Genomic DNA, 18684 nt, shown 5'->3' on the forward strand with positions numbered 1-18684 from the left:
TCAACTCGTCGTAAACAGCACTTCCACTCGCCCCGCTTCGCCATCCAGCCATAAACGCCAATCACGCCGTCCTTGCACGCAAAACGGCAGGATCACCTGTGCCGCCAATGTGCCATCCGCCTGTCTCGCCAGCGGGAAGGCAATCGGTCCCATGTCCATCCCGGACATGCCGAAGCGCGCCGTCAGCGTTTGATCGGCGATGCCGCTCACTTGCAGGCGGAAGGGCTTCAAGGCGGACGGCTCGGCACTGGTGCGCAGACTGGCGCCGGGTCCCAAGGGGCAACCTCTGCCGAGGTCGTCACAATATAGTTTCAGGCGGCTGGCCGGCGATGCCGGCCGCAAGGCCCAGCCCAGCGCCAGCAGCGCAGCCAAGACCAGCACGGCCAAGCCGGGGCGCCACCAGGATTTCATTGCCAGGCCGCGCGCAGCATCACCACGCCTTGTGCGCCGGCCAGGCGGGCATCGTCCAGATCGGCGCTGGTCAGCCCGCCTACGCCGTAAACCGGGAACGGCCAGCCCTGCTCCACCAAAGCCTGGAAACCCGCCCAACCCAAGACCGGGCCACCAGGGTGGCTGAGCGAGGGCTTGACACTGCCCAGAACGGCATAATCCAGCCCAAGCCTGGCCGCCTGCGCCAGTTCGGCTGCGTTGTGGACGGAGGCGCCACACCAGCCCTCGGGGCGCGCTTCGGCCTTCAGCAGCTCGCGGGCGGGCAGATGAACACCATCGGCTTCAAGCTCCCGCAGCAGCTCCGGCCTGCCATGCAGCAGCAAATTTCCACCGCTCGCGCGTACCAGCGCCAAAGCCTTGCCGGCGAGTGCGGCATAGTCCCGCTCATCCAGCTGCGGCTCGCGCAGTACCAGCCAACGCATGCCCTCGCGTAGCTGGGTGGCCAGACTTTCCAGCCAGGCTGCCTCGCCCATTTCGGCCACATTGGAAAAAGCCAGCGTGGCAGGCAACTGCAGACCGCGCAATATCGGGGTATTGGCCGGCAGCACCGGCTCAACGCTCAAGGCGCCTGCGGTCTGCCAGGCAAATTGCTGGCCTTCGTGCGGATGCGGCTCACCCTGCCAGTCGGTCACCTTGAAGAAGTACAGCCGCACGGTGGCATGGGGATAAGTGAATTCCTGCACCAGCCAGGGCTGGGCAGCCCGCACCTCGATGCCCAACTCCTCTTGCAACTCGCGGCAGAGGGCTTGCAGCGGCGTTTCACCGGCTTCCAGCTTGCCGCCGGGGAATTCCCACCAGCCGGCATAGGGCTTGCCGGCCGGGCGCGAGCCCAATAGAAAACGGCCATCCGGCTGGATCAGGATGCCGGCGGCGACATGGGTAATCTTGATTGTGCTCATGGTTGCTTTTGAATGGTTTCGCCTTCGCGTCCCGCCCTATCCCGTGCGAACTGCCAGGCCACCCGGCCGGAGCGCGAGCCGCGCCCCAATGCCCAATTGAGGGCCTCGCGCGCCATGGTCTCGCTCCAATCGGCGACACCGAATTCAAGCAGCCAATGGCGTACCGCGGCCAGGTACTCGTCCTGGCTGAAAGGATAGAAGCTCAGCCACAAGCCGAAACGTTCGGACAGGCTGATCTTTTCCTCCACCACGTCGGCCGGATGAATCTCGCCATCCACATGGCGGGTTTGGCTGTTTTCGTCGAAATACTCGGGCAGCAGATGGCGCCGATTGGAGGTGGCATAGATCAGGATATTGCTGCTGGTGGCGGCGATGGAGCCATCCAGCACGGATTTGAGCGCCTTGTAGCCGCCCTCGCCTTCCTCGAAGCTGAGGTCGTCGCAAAACACGATGAACTTCTCCGGCCGGGGCGCCAGGATCGCGACGATATCGGCCAGGTCGGCCAGCTCGTCCTTCTCCACTTCCACCAGCCGCAGGCCGGCATCGGCGTATTCGTTCAGTACCGCCTTGACCAGCGAGGACTTGCCGGTCCCGCGCGCGCCGGTCAGCAGCATATTGTTGGCCGGCCGGCCCGCGACGAACTGATTGGTATTGCGCACCAACTCGTGCTTTTGCGCTTCGACATTCTGCAGATCGCGCAAGCGGATGCCATGTGGATGGCGTACCGGCTCCAGCCAGCCGACCGCGCTGCCCAGCACGGTCTTCCGGCGCCAGCGATAGGCGCTGGCCGACCAGTCCATGACGTTCGCCGCCGGCGGCAGGATGGCCTCCAGGCGGTCCAGCAAACCCATTGCGCGGTCGATCAAATGCATGCCGGCATCCTAGCTGCGGTAATCCGCGTTGATCTTCACATAGTCGTAGGAAAAGTCGCAGGTCCATACCGTGGCGGACACCGGTCCGCGGTTGAGCAACACCCGGATCAGGATTTCCGACTTATTCATCACGCGCTGGCCGTCCTCTTCGCGATAAGCCGGGTTGCGGCCGCCCTGGCAGGCCACCAGCACGTCGTCGAGATAGAGATCGAGCTTGTCCACATCCAGGTCGTCGATGCCGGCATAGCCGATCGCGGCCAGGATACGGCCCAGATTGGGATCGCTGGCGAAGAACGCGGTCTTGACCAGCGGCGAGCGGCCGATGGCGTAGCCGACCGCCTTGCATTCGCTCTCGTCCAGCCCGCCTTCCACCTGTACGGTCATGAACTTGGTGGCGCCTTCGCCATCGCGGACGATGGCCTGGGCCAAGGTCTGCGCCACCTCGGTGACCGCATCGCGCAAGGCGAGGTAGTCGGCACTGTCGGCGTCCAGGATGGCCGGTCCGGTCTGGCCGGTGGCGATCAACATAAAGCTATCGTTGGTCGAAGTATCGCCGTCAATGGTGATGCAGTTGAAGGAACGGTCGGCCGCGTGCTTGACGATGGCCTGCAGCAAGGGCTGCGCCACATCCGCGTCGGTGGCGACATAACCCAGCATGGTGGCCATATTCGGATGGATCATGCCGGCGCCCTTGGCGATGCCGGTCACGGTCAGCGTGGCGCCGCCGATTTGCAGCTGCTTGCTGGCAGCCTTGGCCACCACATCGGTGGTCATGATCGCTTCGGCGGCCTGCGCCCAGTTGGCCGGCGCCAGGTCGGCGATGGCAGCGGGCAGCGCGGCGACGATCTTGTCGGCCGGCAGCGGTTCCAGGATCACCCCGGTGGAGAACGGCAGGATCTGGTCACGTTCGCAATCGAGCAGCCCGGCCAAGGCCTCGCATACCTGCAAGGCACGGGCACGGCCATCCAGGCCGGTACCGGCATTGGCATTGCCGGTATTGACCACCAGGGCGCGCGGCGCGGCGTGGCGCAAATGCTCGCGGCACAACTGGACCGGCGCGGCGCAAAAGCGATTGCGGGTAAACACGCCGGCCACCTTTGCCTGGTCCGCCAGGCGCATCACCAGGACGTCCTTGCGGCCGGGCTTTTTTATCCCTGCCGAACCGATTCCCAGGGTCAGGCCAGGCACGGCATGCAGGGAGGCGGGGTCGGGGGCGGACAGATTGACGGGCATGGCGGCGATCCTTCTGGAAGCAAAATAAGGTGGGACGAAAGTCCGGCATTGTAACGCCGACACCCCTCGCCTTTAACGGTCATTGCACGCGAGCTCTCGTCCGGCCGCCATCGGTGGGGCCTGCTGCCGTATCATGGCGGGCATCAGTCCAACCCCTAGCAAGGTCCACCATGTTTGCACCCGCCACCTACGCCGCGCGCCGGGCCGCGCTTGCGCAAAAAGTCGGCTCCGGCCTGGTATTGCTGCTCGGCAATGCCGACAGCCCCATGAACTATGCCGACAATATCTATCACTTCCGGCAGGATTCCAGCTTTCTGTACTTCTTCGGCCTGGATATGCCGAACCTGGCCGCGCTGATCGATATCGATGCCGACCGCGCCACGCTATTCGGCGACGATGGTGGATTGGACAGCATCATCTGGACCGGCCCGCTACCGACCTTGGCGGAACAGGCCGAAGCCGTCGCCGTCGCGGATACCCGCAGCCATGCGCAGCTGGCCGAGCAATTGGCGGAAGCCGCTCGCAGTGGCCGGCAGATCCACTATCTGGCCCCCTACCGAGCCGAGCAGCGCATCTGGCTGGCGGAACGGCTGGACCAAACGCTGGCCGCTATCGATGCCGGTGCTTCGACCGAGCTGACCCGTGCCGTGATCGACCTGCGCGCGGTCAAGAGCAGCGACGAAATCGCCCAGATGGAAAATGCCCTGGAGATTGCCTACCGGATGCATGTGCTGGCCATGGGCTCGGCCAGGCCGGGCGTGCGCGAACAGGAAATCGTCGGCCTGATGGAGGGCTTGGCCACCAGCCAGGGCCGTGCCCTGGCCTACCCCATCATCTTCAGCCGCGACGGTCATATCCTGCACAATCATGGACATGCCCATACGCTGAAGGCGGGCGACCTGGTGGTCAACGATGCCGGCGCGGAAAGCCCCTTGCACTATGCCAGCGATATCACCCGCACCATCCCGGTCGGCGGACGCTTCAATCCGCAACAGCGCATCGTCTATCAGGCGGTGCTGGATAGCCAACTGGCCGCCATTGCCGCCATGAAACCCGGCGTCCCCTACCGCGAGGTACACGATCTGGCAGCCCGCGTGCTGGTCGAGGGCGTGGCGGAATTGGCGCTGTTCAAGGGCCGCGCCGAAGACGTGGTGAATGGCGGCGCCTACGCGCTGCTGTTCCCGCACGGCCTGGGCCATCATATCGGCCTGGACGTGCACGATATGGAAGGCTTGGGCGAGAACGAGGTCGGCTATGGCGACGGGATCACCCGCAGCACCGACTTCGGCCGCCGCTCGCTGCGCTTGGGCCGCCCCCTGCGTGAAGGCTGGGTGGTCACGGTGGAACCGGGCGCCTATTTCATTCCTGCCCTGATAGATCGCTGGGCTGCCGAACAGCGGCATGCCCACCTGATCAATTACGCGGCCTTCGACGCCTGCCGCGATTTCGCCGGTATCCGCATCGAAGACGACGTACTGATCACCGCCGACGGTGCCCGCGTCCTGGGCAAGCCGATTCCCAAGACAATCGCCGAAGTGGAAGCATTGGCCAGCGCGTAAAGTATTCCCGCCCCCTCATGCCGACATGGTGGGGTGGGTCGTCGCATGGCAGGCGGTCCGCCTGTTTTACAAACCGCCCCCAACCGGTTTAAGCTTCGCGCTTGGTCGGCAGTTCACCCAGGCGTCGCCGTCTCGCAATGAGACACGCTAAACCTGCCAGGCAAAATAAGTAAGGCGCGCTACGCGCCGCTTGGCTCGAAACCTCTGTGCCAAGCCATAAGGGCGACCAATGGCGTATCCGCGTTCGCAAGACCGGATAGGCACGACGACAAGGAATCGACCATGTCTCGTCCCGTATTTCCGTTTTATGCCCCCGATATTTCCAGCCTGGCCCGTTCGCTGCACCGGCAATGGTCCGAACAGAGCCATCCGCCCGGCCATGTGCAGTTGCTCAATATGTTGGCGCAAGCGGTGGGCTATCAAAATTTCCAGCACTTCCGCAGCGAAGCCGAAGCAACGCCTCTGCCCACGGAAACGACTACCGAAGTTGCCCCTGCCGCCACGCCGGCGGCACCCTCTCGCCTATTGCGCCATTTCGATGCGCAAGGGCGATTGATACGCTGGCCAGGCAAATTCTCGGAACAACAGCCCTGCCTCTGGACCATCTGGGCCCGCATTCCGGCCCGCCGGGAAATGAGCGAGCGGGAAGTGAACGAGTTCATCAAACCGGCCCAGACACTCGAGGACCATGTACTGCTGCGTCGGGAGCTGGTGAACTACAAGCTGCTGGAACGTACGGTGGATGGCCGTGTGTATCGCCGCCGCGAACAAGCGGTCCCGGCCGAATGGGTGGATTTGCTGCATGAAGTAATGCGACGGGCCAAGGCATGAAGCCCGACCTGCCCCGCTGTTAACGATGCCGCTATCCGTGTTGGACAGAAGTTGAAACCAAACGCTCGTTCGCCGGTCGGAAGCAGGCCGGCGAACGCGGCTTTATTGGTGTGGTCGGAAATACTCGAATAACAAGAAAGAAGAAGAAAAATGAATGAAATCTATATCAGTACCGATGTTGAAACCGATGGCCCCATCCCAGGCCCGCATTCGATGTTGAGCCTTGGTTCGGCGGCGTACACGGCGGACAAGCAGCTTGTCGCCACCTTCAGCGCCAACCTGGAAACACTCCCCGGCGCCGAGCCCCACCCGAAGACCGCCGAGTGGTGGGCCACCCAGCCCGAGGCTTGGGCTGCATGCCGGAAGAACCTCGAAGCACCCGATGCCGCGATGACGCGTTACGCCAGCTGGGTTCGATCGCTGGGCGGGAAACCTGTGTTTGTCGCCTACCCGGCGGGTTTCGACTTCCTGTTCGTGTATTGGTACCTGATCCGCTTCACCGGAGACAGTCCGTTCAGCCATTCGGCGCTCGATATGAAAACCTTCGCCATGGCCTTGCTGAAGACCGACTACCGGGAGAGTACCAAGCGGAATATGCCTAAGCGCTGGTTCGACAAGTTTCCCCACACGCACGTCGCGCTAGACGACGCAATCGAACAGGGGGCGCTGTTTTGCAACATGCTGAAAGAAAGCCGCGGCTAGCACGAAGACCGCAAAGCCAGTTCATATAAAACATCGGGGCACTGTTCCATGTTTTCGCTACCGTCGGTGAAGGCAATGGCCTTGAAACCATGTCGCTCGTAAAAAGCGCGGGCCCGTACATTGGCCTGGAAAGTATAGAGCCGAATCGGTAATGGCAGCACTTGCAGTGCATGATCGAGCAACAGCGCACCGATACCTTGCCCCACATGGCTTGGCGCCAAATAGAGCTGGTCGAGCCAACTCAGCTCGTCGGTGCATTCGATGGCAAGCACGCCAACAATTGCCGTACCGCTACATGCAACGATGACCCCACCCGTGGGAATGAGCATCTCGCGCACCCATTGATAAACCTCGGCATCGGTATGAGGGCCGCAGGCATAGGGCAGAAAAGCTTTACGCGACAACAGGAGCACTTCGGCGACTTGGGGCGCGTCTTTGCTTGTTGCCGGCCTTAATATGATTTCCGTGGTAATGGCATCTCGCTCCGGTGATCGGTACGTTCGGATTAGCTGTAAGACTGGCTCCCTGGTTTCATGCGCACGTTCTCGTCGGTTTATCGGCACGTTATCGGCATGCCCCGCTCACCTGAGATGCCGATATCGAGCGCGTATTGTGCCGACAAACTTCAAGCCAGTACCTGCAATCAGTCAGTACATTGCCAAGTATTCAATGCTGGATCGAAAGGCACCATCGAAACTGGGGCGCATACCTGCCCGTGTAGCCATCGCATCGACGCCCTCCATACCGTTCGTCCCCAAAATCGAACACCAGGAAATATATTGCCTACCGCCTACCTATAGTGCTGAGACAACGTGCGCTAAGCGCTGGCACTAGGGGGAAGACAATGAATTCAACACTGCTGAACCGCACCCTGGCATGGTCCACCTTGATCGGCGCGATATTGGCGGGACCGGCGCAAGCCGCCACTTTCGTGCAGCTGAGCGGTACGACCATAGATTTCTTCTACGACCAGGACTACTGGGGGGTAGGCAATGCCTCGGTGCTGGGCGATAGCATTTCCTTCGATGTCGAAGATTTCAGCACCACCGCGAGAGTGCGCAATAGCACCGGCAGCGCCTCCAGCACCTTGCAGGACAGCACCTTTCCCGGCCTGGTGGCTGTCGCCAAGACCGGCTATCTGCTGACCGGCGAATTGGCGGCCTTGGTAGGTGGCACCTATACCCTGCCCGCCCAGGGCGGCTTCGGCCAGATCCAGAATTACTACGACCTGCACAGCGGCACCTTCAGCGGCGGAAGCTTTATCAGCAGTGGCCTGGTGGGCTACGGCTATTCCTACGCCCTCCAAAATTCCGATGGCGTGGCACCCAGTTCGGGCAGCTTCCTGCCCTCCTCCAATGCCTTTTATACCGGCACCGGCACCCAGCACACGGTTGGGCTGGCCACCACCTTGTCGTCCTGGAGCAATCAGCTGGGTACCGGCAGCAGCACCGCCAACCTGCAGTTGGCTACCTATACCTTCGGCATCACGCCGGCGCCGATCCCGGAACCCAGCCAGCTGGCGATGCTACTGGCCGGCCTGGGCTTGGTGGCCCTGGCGCGGCGGCGGCGCGAACGATAGCCAGCGTCAAACCAACTGCAATAGCTTCCTCACCGGCGTTGGAATACCCGCTTGCAATGCGTCGCTGCGGGTAAACCAGGCGTGATCGTCTTCGGCTACCCGCGCGTCCATTTCCAGCACATCCAAAACCAGGGGACTGATGGTGAGGCGGAAATGGGTGAAGGTATGCACCAGCTCCGGCAGGGCTTCGGCCAGTTCGACCCTTAAGCCCAATCTATCCTGGCAATAAGCGATACCGGCATCGATGGCAGCAGTCTCGGGCAAGCTCCACAAGCCGCCCCAGATGCCGGTGGGTGGGCGCTTCTGCAATAGCCAACGCCCCTGATGCCGCAGCAGCAGCATATAAGTCTCGCGCTCGGGCACGCTCTTTTTCGGCTTACGCGCCGGTAATTCCGCAGTGCAGTCTTCCAGCCTTGCGCGGCAATCGCCGCGCAAGGGGCATGGCTGGCATTGCGGCTTGCTGCGGGTACACAGGGTCGCGCCCAGGTCCATCATGCCCTGGGTAAAGGCGGGCATATCGGTCTCACTGACGGGCAGCAACGATTCGGCCAATGCCCACAGTTGCTTTTCCACTGCCTTTTCACCCGGAAAACCGGCTATGCCGGCCCAGCGGCTCAGTACCCGTTTGACGTTGCCGTCGAGAATGGCGACGCGCTCGCCATAGCAAAAGCCGGCAACAGCGGCCGAGGTAGAGCGGCCGATGCCGGGCAGGGTCTCCAACAGTTGCGCACTGCGGGGGAAAACACCGCCGAAGTAAGTCATCACCTTCTGCGCCGCCGCATGCAGATTGCGGGCGCGACTGTAATAGCCCAGCCCGGCCCAGTGCGCGAGCACCTCGTCCAATGGGGCGGCGGCCAGCGTCGCCACGTCGGGGAAAGTCGTGACGAAGCGCTGGTAATAGGGGATGACGGTGCCTACCTGGGTCTGCTGCAACATGACTTCCGATAGCCAGACCCGATAAGGGTCGGCCACCTGCCAAGGCAGGTCATGGCGGCCATGCAGGCGTTGCCAGCGGGTAAGGCGATCGGCGAAATCGGACATGGAAAGCGGCTACGAATCGGGGAGCCGCGACCGTACAGGGCAATGCGCTAGTCGTCGAGCAGGAAATTGCCGGCGCTGTCCAAATGGCCGCCGGGATTCCAGGCGATCTCCCACAGATAGCCGTCCGGATCGGCGAAATAGCCGCTGCGGCCGCCCCAGAAGGCATCGGCCGCCGGCTTGGGAATCGCGACGCCGGCGGCGGCCAGGCGATTCAGTTCGGCATCGACGTCTTCCGGCTGACGGACGTTATACGCCAGCGCAATACCGGCAAAACCGCTGCGCTCGGCCGGCACCTGGGCATCTTCGGCCAGGGCGGCCAGCGGATAAAGCGCGAATACAAAACCATTCAGCTGGAAGAAGGCCACGCCAGGCTGGCTGCTGGGCGAAAGGGTCCAGCCGAGGATATCGCGGTAAAAAGCCCGCGAGCGTTCCAGGTCGCTGACACCAAGGGTGATGAAACTAAGGCGCGCTTGCATGGATTCGAACCCTCCATCAAAGAACGGCGGCACCTGGCCGCCGTTCAAATCACACTTATTTCACACTGACGTTTTCGAAGTTGTTATTGGTAAACGGACTGGACTTGTAGCCCACCACGTTTTTCTGGCGGGCGATGGTAGTCATCGGTTCAACCAGGCTGACCCAGGGCATTTCGTCGATAAAGACCTTCTGGGCGGCTTCGTACAGCTTGGTGCGCTGCGCCAGGTCGGTGACCCGCTTGGCCTGGTCGACCAGCTTGTCGAATTCCTTATTGCACCAGCGCGAGCGATTTTCGCCGCTCTGCGCCGACGCACAGGTCAGGTTGGGGGTAAGGAAGTTGTCGGGATCACCGTTGTCGCCGGCCCAGCCATAGATGGTGGCGTCGTGTTCGCCCGCCTTGGTGCGTTTTTGCAGTTCAACCCATTCCATCACCACGATCTTGGCCCGGACACCGATCTTGGCCCAATCGGACTGGATCATTTCCGCCGTCAGCTTGGGATTGGGGTTGGTACCGCCGCCAGCATTGCGGACAAACAGGCTCATCTCGAAGCCGGTGGGGAAGCCCGCTTCCTTCAGCAGCTTCTTGGCCTTCTCGATATCGGTCTTGGGCGCGGGAATGGACTTGTTATAACCCCACATGGCGCTGGGCAGCGGCAAGTGGGACGGCACGGCGGAACCGTCGTACACCGCCTTGACGATGGCGTTCTTGTCCAAGGCCAGGCCCAGTGCCTGGCGAACGCGCTTGTCGGCCATGTTCTTGTGCTGGGTATTGAGCGCCAGATAAGCGACGGTCAATGCCCGGTTCGATTCCACCACCAGGTTCGGATCGGCCTTGATCTGCGCGATATCGGCAGGCTTGGGGTAGACCATGATATTGCACTCGCCGCGCTTGAGCTTTTGCGGCCGGACCGAAGCGTCTTCGGTAATGGCGAAGATCAGCTTGTCGCTGCCAGGCTTGCCGCGCCAGTAGACCGGGTTGGCGTCGTAGCGAATCTGCGCGCCCTTGTCGTAGCGCTTGAATACGTAGGGGCCGGTACCGATGGGCAGGGTACCGATCTGGCTGTCCTTGCCTTCGGCGCGCAGTTTCTGGGCGTACTCGGCCGAGACGATATCGGCGAAACCCATGCCCAGGTCGGCCAGAAACGGTGCTTCCGGTTGCGCCAGGACAAACTTGACGCGGTAATTGTCCAGCTTTTCGATCTTCTTGATCAGGGTAGGGAAACCCATATCGCTGGCATAGGGCCAACCTTGCAGGCTGGCCTTGGCGCCCGGGTGCTTGTCGTCGATCATGCGCTGGAAGGTCCACAGCACATCATCGGCATTGAACTCGCGGCTAGGCTTGAACCATTCGGTGCTATGGAATTTCACACCCTTGCGCAGATAGAAAGTGTATTCCAGTGCATCCTTGCTGATCTCCCACTTCTCGGCCAGGGCAGGCAACACCTTGGTGCCGCCCTTTTCGAATTCGACCAGTCGGTTGTAGATGGCTTCCGAGGAAGCATCGTGGGTGGCGGCAGCCGTATACATGCCGCCGTCGAAACCTTCCGGCGAGGCTTCCGAGCAGAACACCAGCGGCTTGGCATGGGCCATGGCCATCATGGCCAGGGCGGCGAGCGAAATTTTTGTCATTTTCATGGGAATCGATCTCATCGTATGCGGATGGCCTGCGGGCAGGCCGGGCTCATGCAAAAAAGGGACAGGCTAGCCTGTCCCTTTCCGCGTTGCGGCAGGTCTTACTTGATGGAAACGCCGTAGAAGGACATCAGACCGAACGGGCTGATCTTGAAGCCTTCCACTTTCTTGCTCACCGGTACATTGACCGTCGAGTGGGCGATGGTGGTCCAAGGCATTTCCCGCTTGAAGATTTCCTGCGCCTTGCCATACAGCTCGGTGCGCTTCTTCACATCGGTGGTGCGCTTGGCATCGGTCACCAGCTTGTCGAATTCCTTATCGCACCATTGCGCATAGTTACCGCCACCGACGGCATCGCAGCTCAAGTTGGTACCCAGCCAGTTGTCGGGATCGCCATTGTCGCCGGTCCAACCGAACATGCCGGTATCCTGCTCACCCGCCTTGGCGCGCTTGAGGTACTCACCCCATTCGTAGCTGGTGATCTTGGCCGTTACACCGATCTTGGCCCAGTCGGCCTGGATCATTTCCGCCATCAGCTTGGCGTTGGGGTTGTACGGGCGCTGAACCGGCATGGCCCACAGCGAGATCTCGAAGCCATTCGCCAAACCGGCCTTGGCCAGCATGGCCTTGGCGGCTTCCACATTGTAGCCGGCGTCCTTCAGGTTCTTGTTGTAGGACCATTGGGTAGGCGGCATGGGGTTGGTGGCCGGCTGGCCGGAACCCTGGTAGACCGCGTCGATAATGGCCTTCTTGTTGATGGCCATATCCAGGGCACGGCGCACGGCGACGTTTTCCAGCGGCTTGTGCTTCACGTTGTAAGCGACATACCCGACATTGAAGCCAGCCTGGCTCAACACATTGATCTTCGGATCGGCCTTCAGCACGGCGATATCGGCCGGCTTGGGCTGGAAGGCGACATCACATTCGCCGGCCTTCAGCTTTTGTGCCCGCACGGCGCTGTCGGTGGTGATGGCAAACAGCAGGTTGTCGATCTTGACTTCACCCTTGCGCCAGTATTCCTTATTGGCGGTGAAGCGGATGATCGCGTCTTTCTGGTAGCTCTTGAACACGAACGGACCGGTGCCGATCGGAGCCACATTGATTTGGGACGGCTTGCCGGCCTTCAACAGGCTATCGGCGTATTCGGCCGAATGCACCGATGCGAACGACATGGCCAGGTCGGCCAGGAAGGCGGCATCAACGGTCTTGAGAGTGAACTTGACGGTCTGTGGGTCGATCTTCTCCACCTTGGCCAGCGTGCCGTCCAGGCCCATATCGGTGAAGTAAGGGAATTCGGTGGCGTAGGCCTTGCGATAAGGATGGTCGGTCTTCAGCATGCGCTCGAAGGTGAACACCACATCATCGGCGTTGAAGTCGCGGCTGGGCTTGAAAGTTTCGTTGCTATGGAACTTTACGCCCTTGCGCAGGTAAAACGTATAGCTCAGGCCATCGGGGCTGACTTCCCACTTTTCCGCCAGGCCGGGAATCACGCGGGTAGCGCCGCGCTCGAATTCCACCAGACGGTTGAAGATGGTTTCGGCGGTGGCGTCAAAATCAGTGCCGGCCTGGTATTGACCAGGATCGAAACCGGCCGGGCTGCCTTCGGAACAATATTTCAGCGTAGTCGCGGCGGATGCGCCAGTAGCGGCGAAAGCCGTGGCAAGCGCGAAAGACAACACGGTAAGACGCTTCATCGTAGTTCACCTCGTGGGTTGAGTTGTTGCGTACAACTGACTGCGGGGGTGCCGCATTGGCGCAAAAAGGTAACACAGCTGCACAGGTGAAAACAGCCGCACAAGGCGGCTGTTGCGCTACTGCTTCCTTACTACAACGCTTCCCACCGAATATCCGGCGCCGAAACTGGAAATCACCCCCACCTCGCCAGGGGCCAGATCGCCGTGTAGATGAAATGCAATGATGGAGCCGGCGCTGGAGGTGTTCGCATACCGGTCCAGGATCACCGGTGCTTCCTCGGGGCTGGGGTCACGCTCCAGCAAGCGCTTGGCGATCAATTGGTTCATGCTGAGATTGGCTTGGTGCAGCCAGAAACGCTTCACCAAGGCCGGCGCCAATTCCAGGCTGGCAAGGTGGGAAGCGATATGGTCCGCCACCATGGGGCAGACTTCCTTGAATACCTTGCGGCCTTCCTGGACGAACAATTTGTCGCGCAGGTCGCCGGTTCTATCTTCGGCACGATTGAGAAAACCGGCATTGTTGCGGATATTGTTGGAGAACACCGTCGCCAGGCGGGTGCCGACAATCTCATACCCGGCCACCGCGGCCAGTTCGGCCCGCTCCACCACCACTGCGGTGCAGACATCGCCGAAAATGAAATGGCAGTCGCGATCACGCCATTCCAGGTGAGCCGAACAGATTTCCGGATTGATCATCAATACCGCACGGGCCGAGCCGGTTTTCACCGCATTGGCGGCCTGCTCGATACCAAAGGTGGCGGAGGAACAGGCGACGTTCATATCGAACGCCCAGCCGTCGATGCCCAGCGCTTGCTGCACTTCAATGGACATGGCGGGGTAGGCCCGCTGCATATTGCTGGCGGCACAGATGACGCCATCGATATCGGCCGCCGTCCGGCCGGCACGCTCAAGTGCCTGGCGCGCCGCCGCAACGGCCATTTCGGCCATGACCGACAATTGCTCATTGCCGCGCGGCGCGATCTGCGGACACATGCGGGTGGGGTCCAATACGCCTTCACGATCCACCACATGGCGTTGTTTGATACCGGACGCTTTTTCGATGAATTCGACCGAACTATCGGTCAGCGGCTGCAGCTCGCCGGCTGCGATGCGTTCGGCATTGGCGGCGTTCTGCAGACGGACATATTCGTTGAAACTGGCCACCAGCTCGGCATTGCTGATGGTAAACGGCGGCGTGTAAAGACCGGTGCCGGTAATGACGGCTTGGAACATGGCTGAGCCCTTGATCTGACCTTGGGAGCCCGCTTCGAGCAAGCGGTAGAATGGCGCGATGATAGCAGATAGGAATACGCCCCCAACCTGCATTCAAATAGTGCTCAAAGCCTTACCCGCTAAGCATCAACGCGGATTGGCGACCTCGACCAGCGTGGGCTGCAGCATAGTCAGCAAATCCTGGGGCGCCAAGCTCACCAGAAAACCGCGCTTGCCGCCATTGAGATAGATCCGCTCAAGATCGAGAATGGACTTCTCCAGGAACACCGGCAAGGGTTTGCGGGTACCCAGTGGCGAAGTGCCGCCGACCAGATAGCCGGTATGGCGATTCGCCGTTTCGGCCGTGCACGGCTCGATATGCCGGCGGCCGGCTTGACGGGCCAGATTGCGGGTGGAGGTCTCGCAATCGCCATGCATCAGTACGATCAAGGGCTGCCTGGATTCGTCCTCCATCACCAGCGTCTTGATCACCGCATGCTCGTCCACGCCAAGCTGGCGCGACGACTCCGCCGTCCCGCCTTTTTCCAGATAGTCGTAAAGATGCTCGGCATAACTCACCCCGTGCTGGCGCAGCACGCGGATAGCAGCGGTGACGGGGGATTTGGACTGGCTCATGGCGCGCATTATATGCGACAGCGAGGCGACGATCGGAATACGTGCCGTTGCAGTGGGGCGGGCCGGTCTTGCCGGCCCGCCCCACACGACTTTACTTGTACTTGGCGCTCAACTTGGCGGACGTACCGTCTTTGTCCATCGCCTTGATCGCGTCATTCAGCTTGGCGATCACGTCATCGCCCACCCCAGGATTACAGGCCAGATACATTTGGCTATCCTTGGGGTCGCCCACCGCCAATACGGGTTTGATGCCGCCTTTCATGCCCTCGCGTGCCGCCTTGTAGGGGCCGCTATTGGCGCCTGCTACCCACAGGTCGATGCGGCCGGATGTCAGTTTCGGCAGGTTTTGGGTATCGGTTACCACCCGTTCGAGTTTGATCCCCTGCTTCTCGACGAAATCGCCATAGGCGTCGCCGTTATACGCACCCACTTTGTACTTCTTGGCATCGGCCACGCTGGCCAATTTGATCGGGCTGCTGGTAAGGGCAAACAGGCTGATCTGGTCGGCGACCAGCGGGCCTACCCATTTGAATGATTTTTCCCGCTCCGGCGTCCGTACCGCCGAATAGACACATACATCGGCCTGGGTCTTGGCCATGTTCAGCGCCCGCTCCCATGGCAACAGCTCGATCGTGATCGTCACGCCAGCCCGCTTGGTCGCCTCCTGCAGAATCTCCGTGGATATCCCGGTCACTTTTTTCTGCTCGAACATATTGAAGGGAGGGTAGTCCTCGGTGGTGAAGGTCAGCGCTTGGGCGCTGCCCGCCAGCAACCCCAGGGCGGTAGTGAACAGGAGGGAGCTGCGTAACTGCATGGTGATCTCCTTGGCTAGGTAACGTCGCCCAGCGGGCCACGAGGCTTTAACATTAGACGCTGCTTCGCCTCCACCAAAGCCCGCGGATGGCATGCACGCCGTGCGGCACGCCCGCATCGGGACTAGAATCGCGGCAGTTTCCATCGAAAGCCGCCATGTCCTCCGCCCCCATCGCCCCTGCCTATCGCCAACTTGGGGCCGCCTTCTTCAGCGAGGTCGAACCGACACCGCTCGCCTCCCCGCGCATGCTGGCCTGGAATGGCGCGCTGGCCGAAGAACTGGGCCTGGTACCACAAGGCGACGATGCCGCCGCAATATTTGCCGGCAACCAGCCGCTGATCGCACAAACACCGATCGCCACCGTCTATTCCGGCCACCAGTTCGGCGTCTGGGCGGGTCAGCTGGGCGACGGCCGCGCAATATTGCTGGCGGAGATCGGCGGCCAGGAAGTCCAGCTCAAGGGCGCCGGTCCGACACCCTATTCACGCCGCGCCGATGGCCGCGCCGTGCTGCGTTCGTCGATACGCGAGTATCTCTGCTCCGAAGCCATGCATGGGCTGGGTATTCCCACCACCCGGGCGCTGGCCCTGGTCGGCTCGCCCGAACCGGTCTGGCGCGAAACGCAAGAAACCGCTGCGGTCGTAACCCGGGTCGCCCCCAGCTTTTTACGCTTCGGCCATTTCGAACATTTCTTTTATGGCGACGACCACGCCAGTCTGCGCCGCTTGTGCGATTTCGCCATTTCCCGCTACTTCCCCAGCTGCCAGTCCGCTGCGGAACCGGTGCAGGCCATGCTGGAGGAAGTCATCGCGCGTACCGCCAGCCTGATCGCCCGCTGGCAGGCGGTGGGGTTTTGCCATGGCGTGATGAACAGCGACAATATGTCGCTGCTGGGCCTGACCCTCGATTACGGCCCGTTCGGCTTTCTGGATGGATTCGATGGCGGCCATATCTGCAATCACTCCGATCACAGCGGCCGCTACGCTTATGGCAACCAGCCGCAAATCGGCCTGTTCAATCTGCATTGCCTGGCGCAAGCGCTCTTGCCCCTCCTGGACCGCGATGCGGCGGTGGCGGCGCTGAAAGGCTACCAGCCACTGTTCGAAGCGGAACTGTCCGAGCAGTTCAGCGCCAAGTTGGGCTTGGCCAGCCGTGAAACGGAGGACTGGGACTTATTGATCCGGCTGTTCGATCTGCTGCAAGCCGGCCGGACCGATTGGACGATTTTCTGGCGACAGCTCAGCGCCTTCGATACAAATGAAGGTGCCGCGAACACGGCAATCCGCGACCTGTTGATCGACCGCGACGCTTTCGACGCCTGGACCCGCGACTACCGCGCCCGGCTGCTGCGCGAAGGCAGCGTGGACCAGGCGCGACATATCGCCATGCAGGCGGTCAACCCGAAATACATCCTGCGCCAGCACTTGGCCGAACAGGCGATCCGCCAGGCGCAACAAGGTGACTACGCCGTGTTGGAACGTTTACGGGAAATACTGTCGCGGCCATTCGACGAGCAAATGGAATCGGACGAATATGCTCAATTACCACCGGACTGGGCCGCCGGCTTATCGGTAAGTTGCTCATCCTGATGGTTGTATTTCGCATTGATGGCATCCTCAAGCCCCGTTATTAGCGCTTCGCGTTTTGACGGGTCCAAATCCTGATATTGATTAATTTTTTCCACCCTCGCGACATAAGAATTCGCAAAATTCAAAAATTCCCTTGTACTGAGCGAATGGCCGGCACCGCTGCCGCGCCCTAAAGGGATATATGACGCCTCGATCCGTTCGGCGGCAATCACCGCTTGTGAAATTGGAGCCGCCAACTGACCCTCAATCGGGTTCTGCCCCACCGAGATAGCCTGATTAAAAATATGAGATAATAAAGAATAATTCGGTCCGCTTCCATTGATCATCGCTCACACTCCTTTTATATCGCATATGAAATGTTCAAATATTCCCACAGTTTTTCACGCTGTCGATATATAAGCTTATTTAAGCCAGCCGAATGCGCTTCGGCTTATCTGCCGGAATCTTACATTTTTCTTCAACTTGATTCGCTAATCCAACCATGGGTACATCTCGGCTGGTCAGCATGCCCCGCTGCGTCTACAACATAAGCGAAGTGCCAGGCGATTGATTGCCCTGGCCACGCCGGACGCCACATCCCGTCGCGCCAGGCAAGCGAGGAAAGGAAGCACGATGAGATCTCTAATCCTGGCGGTCGGCCTGGGCTGCGCCACCCAAGCATGGGCCGACACCGTCACCATCGGCGCGGAAGACGATTGGGCGCCGTATTGCGCCAAGGTGGGCAACGAAGCAAAGGGCTTCGCCGTCGATATCGTGCGCGAGGCGTTCAAGGCGGCCGGCGTGGACGTCAAGTTCGCCGTGGTGCCCTATGCGCGCTGCATGTCCGAGGCCAAGGACGGCAAGCTGGCCGGTTGTTTCGATGCAGCCCGCAACAGCCTGCTGGAAAACGACTATCTATGGCACGCCAAACCCATGTTTACCGCTGCCATCAATATCTACGCCCCGGCGGATTCCAAGGAAAGCGGTCTGCGTCCCAAGGATCTGGAAGGCAAGGACGTGGCGGTGACCAACAATTATGAATACGGCGACGATTTCGACCGCAATACCAGGATCAAGCGCAGTGTATCGAACCAGGATGAGCAGGGATTTCGCAAGTTGCTGGCCAAGCGGGTGCAATACATGGTGGCCTATGAGAAGGTCGCCAACGATATCTTTGCCAAGAACAAGGCCGACTTCACCGGTAAATTCAACGTGGTCGGCACGACAGCCGAACCGGGTCTCTATATCGCCTTCTCCAAGAAGACGCCGGACGGCGCCAAGTACCTGGAAAAATTCAACCAGGGACTGGAAACGATACGCAAGAACGGTAAATACAAGACTATCGAGGCAGCGTACCCCTAAATCACGCCCAGCCAACGCATCGACGATTGGCGCCGCCTGAAATCGGCGGTGCCAACGATATATCTTTGTTCGTCCCCTGCCACCATAAGCCAGCCTGCTAAGCTCGCGCCGACGGGCAGCGCC

Annotated in this window: 19 protein-coding genes; 6 read left to right on the plus strand and 13 right to left on the minus strand. The window is 60.9% G+C overall.

Annotation, left to right across the window (positions count from 1 at the left end; translation table 11 throughout):
- Genes FNU76_RS06900 through argJ form a run of 4 tightly spaced genes read right to left on the minus strand, consistent with a single transcriptional unit; the run spans position 1 to position 3454 of the window.
- The gene (locus FNU76_RS06900) at positions 1-411 is read right to left on the minus strand and encodes a hypothetical protein (protein WP_144277501.1); all 411 of its coding nucleotides are present in this window, start codon (positions 409-411) and stop codon (positions 1-3) included.
- Complete coding sequence (locus FNU76_RS06905; protein WP_144277502.1) at positions 408-1349, minus strand: Nudix family hydrolase; 942 nt, start codon at positions 1347-1349, stop codon at positions 408-410. Before FNU76_RS06905 ends, FNU76_RS06900 begins: the two co-directional genes overlap by 4 nt.
- Positions 1346-2221, minus strand: a complete 876-nt coding sequence (locus FNU76_RS06910) for an ATP-binding protein (protein WP_144277503.1) — start codon at positions 2219-2221, stop codon at positions 1346-1348. The genes FNU76_RS06905 and FNU76_RS06910 overlap by 4 nt, the downstream gene beginning before the upstream one ends.
- Positions 2222-2230: 9 nt before the next feature.
- Positions 2231-3454: a bifunctional glutamate N-acetyltransferase/amino-acid acetyltransferase ArgJ gene (gene argJ / locus FNU76_RS06915; RefSeq protein ID WP_144277504.1), complete on the minus strand. Its 1224-nt coding sequence runs from the start codon at positions 3452-3454 to the stop codon at positions 2231-2233.
- Between the two features lie 170 nt (positions 3455-3624).
- Here argJ and FNU76_RS06920 point away from each other — a divergent pair, with 170 nt between their 5' ends.
- From FNU76_RS06920 to FNU76_RS06930, 3 genes are all read left to right on the plus strand, one after another.
- Positions 3625-5013, plus strand: a complete 1389-nt coding sequence (locus FNU76_RS06920) for an aminopeptidase P family protein (protein WP_144277505.1) — start codon at positions 3625-3627, stop codon at positions 5011-5013.
- A gap of 282 nt (positions 5014-5295) precedes the next feature.
- Positions 5296-5844, plus strand: a complete 549-nt coding sequence (locus tag FNU76_RS06925) for a DUF2087 domain-containing protein (RefSeq protein ID WP_144277506.1) — start codon at positions 5296-5298, stop codon at positions 5842-5844.
- A 150-nt stretch (positions 5845-5994) separates the two neighbouring features.
- On the plus strand, positions 5995-6546 hold the full coding sequence (locus tag FNU76_RS06930; protein WP_144277507.1) for a 3'-5' exonuclease family protein: 552 nt from the start codon (positions 5995-5997) through the stop codon (positions 6544-6546).
- Here FNU76_RS06930 and FNU76_RS06935 read toward each other — a convergent pair.
- Positions 6543-7109 carry a GNAT family N-acetyltransferase gene (locus FNU76_RS06935; RefSeq protein ID WP_144277508.1) on the minus strand — a complete coding sequence of 189 codons (567 nt, stop codon included), beginning with the start codon at positions 7107-7109 and terminating at the stop codon, positions 6543-6545. The genes FNU76_RS06930 and FNU76_RS06935 overlap by 4 nt on opposite strands.
- A 281-nt stretch (positions 7110-7390) precedes the next feature.
- Between FNU76_RS06935 and FNU76_RS06940 the strand changes: the two genes are divergently transcribed.
- On the plus strand, positions 7391-8125 hold the full coding sequence (locus FNU76_RS06940) for a PEP-CTERM sorting domain-containing protein (RefSeq protein WP_144277509.1): 735 nt from the start codon (positions 7391-7393) through the stop codon (positions 8123-8125).
- Between the two features lie 6 nt (positions 8126-8131).
- On the opposite strand, the gene mutY is transcribed toward FNU76_RS06940, so the two are convergent.
- From mutY to FNU76_RS06975, 7 genes are all read right to left on the minus strand, one after another.
- On the minus strand, positions 8132-9166 hold the full coding sequence (gene mutY, locus FNU76_RS06945; protein WP_144277510.1) for an A/G-specific adenine glycosylase: 1035 nt from the start codon (positions 9164-9166) through the stop codon (positions 8132-8134).
- Positions 9167-9213: 47 nt separating this feature from the next.
- Entirely contained in the window at positions 9214-9642 is a 429-nt protein-coding gene (locus FNU76_RS06950; protein ID WP_144277511.1) for a VOC family protein, read from the minus strand.
- Between the two features lie 55 nt (positions 9643-9697).
- Positions 9698-11278 (minus strand): ABC transporter substrate-binding protein, encoded by a 1581-nt coding sequence (locus tag FNU76_RS06955; RefSeq protein WP_223879254.1) that lies wholly within the window; start codon positions 11276-11278, stop codon positions 9698-9700.
- A gap of 98 nt (positions 11279-11376) precedes the next feature.
- On the minus strand, positions 11377-12969 hold the full coding sequence (locus FNU76_RS06960; protein WP_144277513.1) for an ABC transporter substrate-binding protein: 1593 nt from the start codon (positions 12967-12969) through the stop codon (positions 11377-11379).
- A gap of 117 nt (positions 12970-13086) precedes the next feature.
- The gene (locus FNU76_RS06965) at positions 13087-14202 is read right to left on the minus strand and encodes a beta-ketoacyl-ACP synthase III (RefSeq protein WP_144277514.1); all 1116 of its coding nucleotides are present in this window, start codon (positions 14200-14202) and stop codon (positions 13087-13089) included.
- A gap of 126 nt (positions 14203-14328) precedes the next feature.
- Positions 14329-14817: a Cys-tRNA(Pro) deacylase gene (ybaK, locus tag FNU76_RS06970; RefSeq protein WP_144277515.1), complete on the minus strand. Its 489-nt coding sequence runs from the start codon at positions 14815-14817 to the stop codon at positions 14329-14331.
- A gap of 91 nt (positions 14818-14908) precedes the next feature.
- Positions 14909-15631, minus strand: a complete 723-nt coding sequence (locus FNU76_RS06975) for a substrate-binding periplasmic protein (RefSeq protein WP_179958380.1) — start codon at positions 15629-15631, stop codon at positions 14909-14911.
- A gap of 155 nt (positions 15632-15786) precedes the next feature.
- Between FNU76_RS06975 and FNU76_RS06980 the strand changes: the two genes are divergently transcribed.
- Positions 15787-17220, plus strand: a complete 1434-nt coding sequence (locus FNU76_RS06980; RefSeq protein WP_144277517.1) for a protein adenylyltransferase SelO — start codon at positions 15787-15789, stop codon at positions 17218-17220.
- Here FNU76_RS06980 and FNU76_RS06985 read toward each other — a convergent pair.
- Positions 17169-17546 (minus strand): hypothetical protein, encoded by a 378-nt coding sequence (locus FNU76_RS06985; protein WP_144277518.1) that lies wholly within the window; start codon positions 17544-17546, stop codon positions 17169-17171. The two genes, FNU76_RS06980 and FNU76_RS06985, sit on opposite strands and share 52 nt — an antisense overlap.
- A 286-nt stretch (positions 17547-17832) precedes the next feature.
- Here FNU76_RS06985 and FNU76_RS06990 point away from each other — a divergent pair, with 286 nt between their 5' ends.
- Positions 17833-18561: a substrate-binding periplasmic protein gene (locus FNU76_RS06990; RefSeq protein ID WP_144277519.1), complete on the plus strand. Its 729-nt coding sequence runs from the start codon at positions 17833-17835 to the stop codon at positions 18559-18561.
- Positions 18562-18684: the final 123 nt, after the last annotated feature.

Source organism: Chitinimonas arctica, from assembly GCF_007431345.1.
Lineage (GTDB): Bacteria > Pseudomonadota > Gammaproteobacteria > Burkholderiales > Chitinimonadaceae > Chitinimonas > Chitinimonas arctica.

What these genes read in the sequence shown, in the direction of transcription:
- FNU76_RS06900 (WP_144277501.1), bottom strand. Translation starts at nt 411, where the DNA reads ATGAAATCCTGGTGGCGCCCCGGCTTGGCCGTGCTGGTCTTGGCTGCG.
- FNU76_RS06905 (WP_144277502.1), bottom strand. Translation starts at nt 1,349, where the DNA reads ATGAGCACAATCAAGATTACCCATGTCGCCGCCGGCATCCTGATCCAG.
- FNU76_RS06910 (WP_144277503.1), bottom strand. Translation starts at nt 2,221, where the DNA reads ATGCATTTGATCGACCGCGCAATGGGTTTGCTGGACCGCCTGGAGGCC.
- argJ (WP_144277504.1), bottom strand. Translation starts at nt 3,454, where the DNA reads ATGCCCGTCAATCTGTCCGCCCCCGACCCCGCCTCCCTGCATGCCGTG.
- FNU76_RS06920 (WP_144277505.1), top strand. Translation starts at nt 3,625, where the DNA reads ATGTTTGCACCCGCCACCTACGCCGCGCGCCGGGCCGCGCTTGCGCAA.
- FNU76_RS06925 (WP_144277506.1), top strand. Translation starts at nt 5,296, where the DNA reads ATGTCTCGTCCCGTATTTCCGTTTTATGCCCCCGATATTTCCAGCCTG.
- FNU76_RS06930 (WP_144277507.1), top strand. Translation starts at nt 5,995, where the DNA reads ATGAATGAAATCTATATCAGTACCGATGTTGAAACCGATGGCCCCATC.
- FNU76_RS06940 (WP_144277509.1), top strand. Translation starts at nt 7,391, where the DNA reads ATGAATTCAACACTGCTGAACCGCACCCTGGCATGGTCCACCTTGATC.
- mutY (WP_144277510.1), bottom strand. Translation starts at nt 9,166, where the DNA reads ATGTCCGATTTCGCCGATCGCCTTACCCGCTGGCAACGCCTGCATGGC.
- FNU76_RS06950 (WP_144277511.1), bottom strand. Translation starts at nt 9,642, where the DNA reads ATGCAAGCGCGCCTTAGTTTCATCACCCTTGGTGTCAGCGACCTGGAA.
- FNU76_RS06955 (WP_223879254.1), bottom strand. Translation starts at nt 11,278, where the DNA reads ATGAAAATGACAAAAATTTCGCTCGCCGCCCTGGCCATGATGGCCATG.
- FNU76_RS06960 (WP_144277513.1), bottom strand. Translation starts at nt 12,969, where the DNA reads ATGAAGCGTCTTACCGTGTTGTCTTTCGCGCTTGCCACGGCTTTCGCC.
- FNU76_RS06965 (WP_144277514.1), bottom strand. Translation starts at nt 14,202, where the DNA reads ATGTTCCAAGCCGTCATTACCGGCACCGGTCTTTACACGCCGCCGTTT.
- ybaK (WP_144277515.1), bottom strand. Translation starts at nt 14,817, where the DNA reads ATGAGCCAGTCCAAATCCCCCGTCACCGCTGCTATCCGCGTGCTGCGC.
- FNU76_RS06975 (WP_179958380.1), bottom strand. Translation starts at nt 15,631, where the DNA reads ATGCAGTTACGCAGCTCCCTCCTGTTCACTACCGCCCTGGGGTTGCTG.
- FNU76_RS06980 (WP_144277517.1), top strand. Translation starts at nt 15,787, where the DNA reads ATGTCCTCCGCCCCCATCGCCCCTGCCTATCGCCAACTTGGGGCCGCC.
- FNU76_RS06985 (WP_144277518.1), bottom strand. Translation starts at nt 17,546, where the DNA reads ATGATCAATGGAAGCGGACCGAATTATTCTTTATTATCTCATATTTTT.
- FNU76_RS06990 (WP_144277519.1), top strand. Translation starts at nt 17,833, where the DNA reads ATGAGATCTCTAATCCTGGCGGTCGGCCTGGGCTGCGCCACCCAAGCA.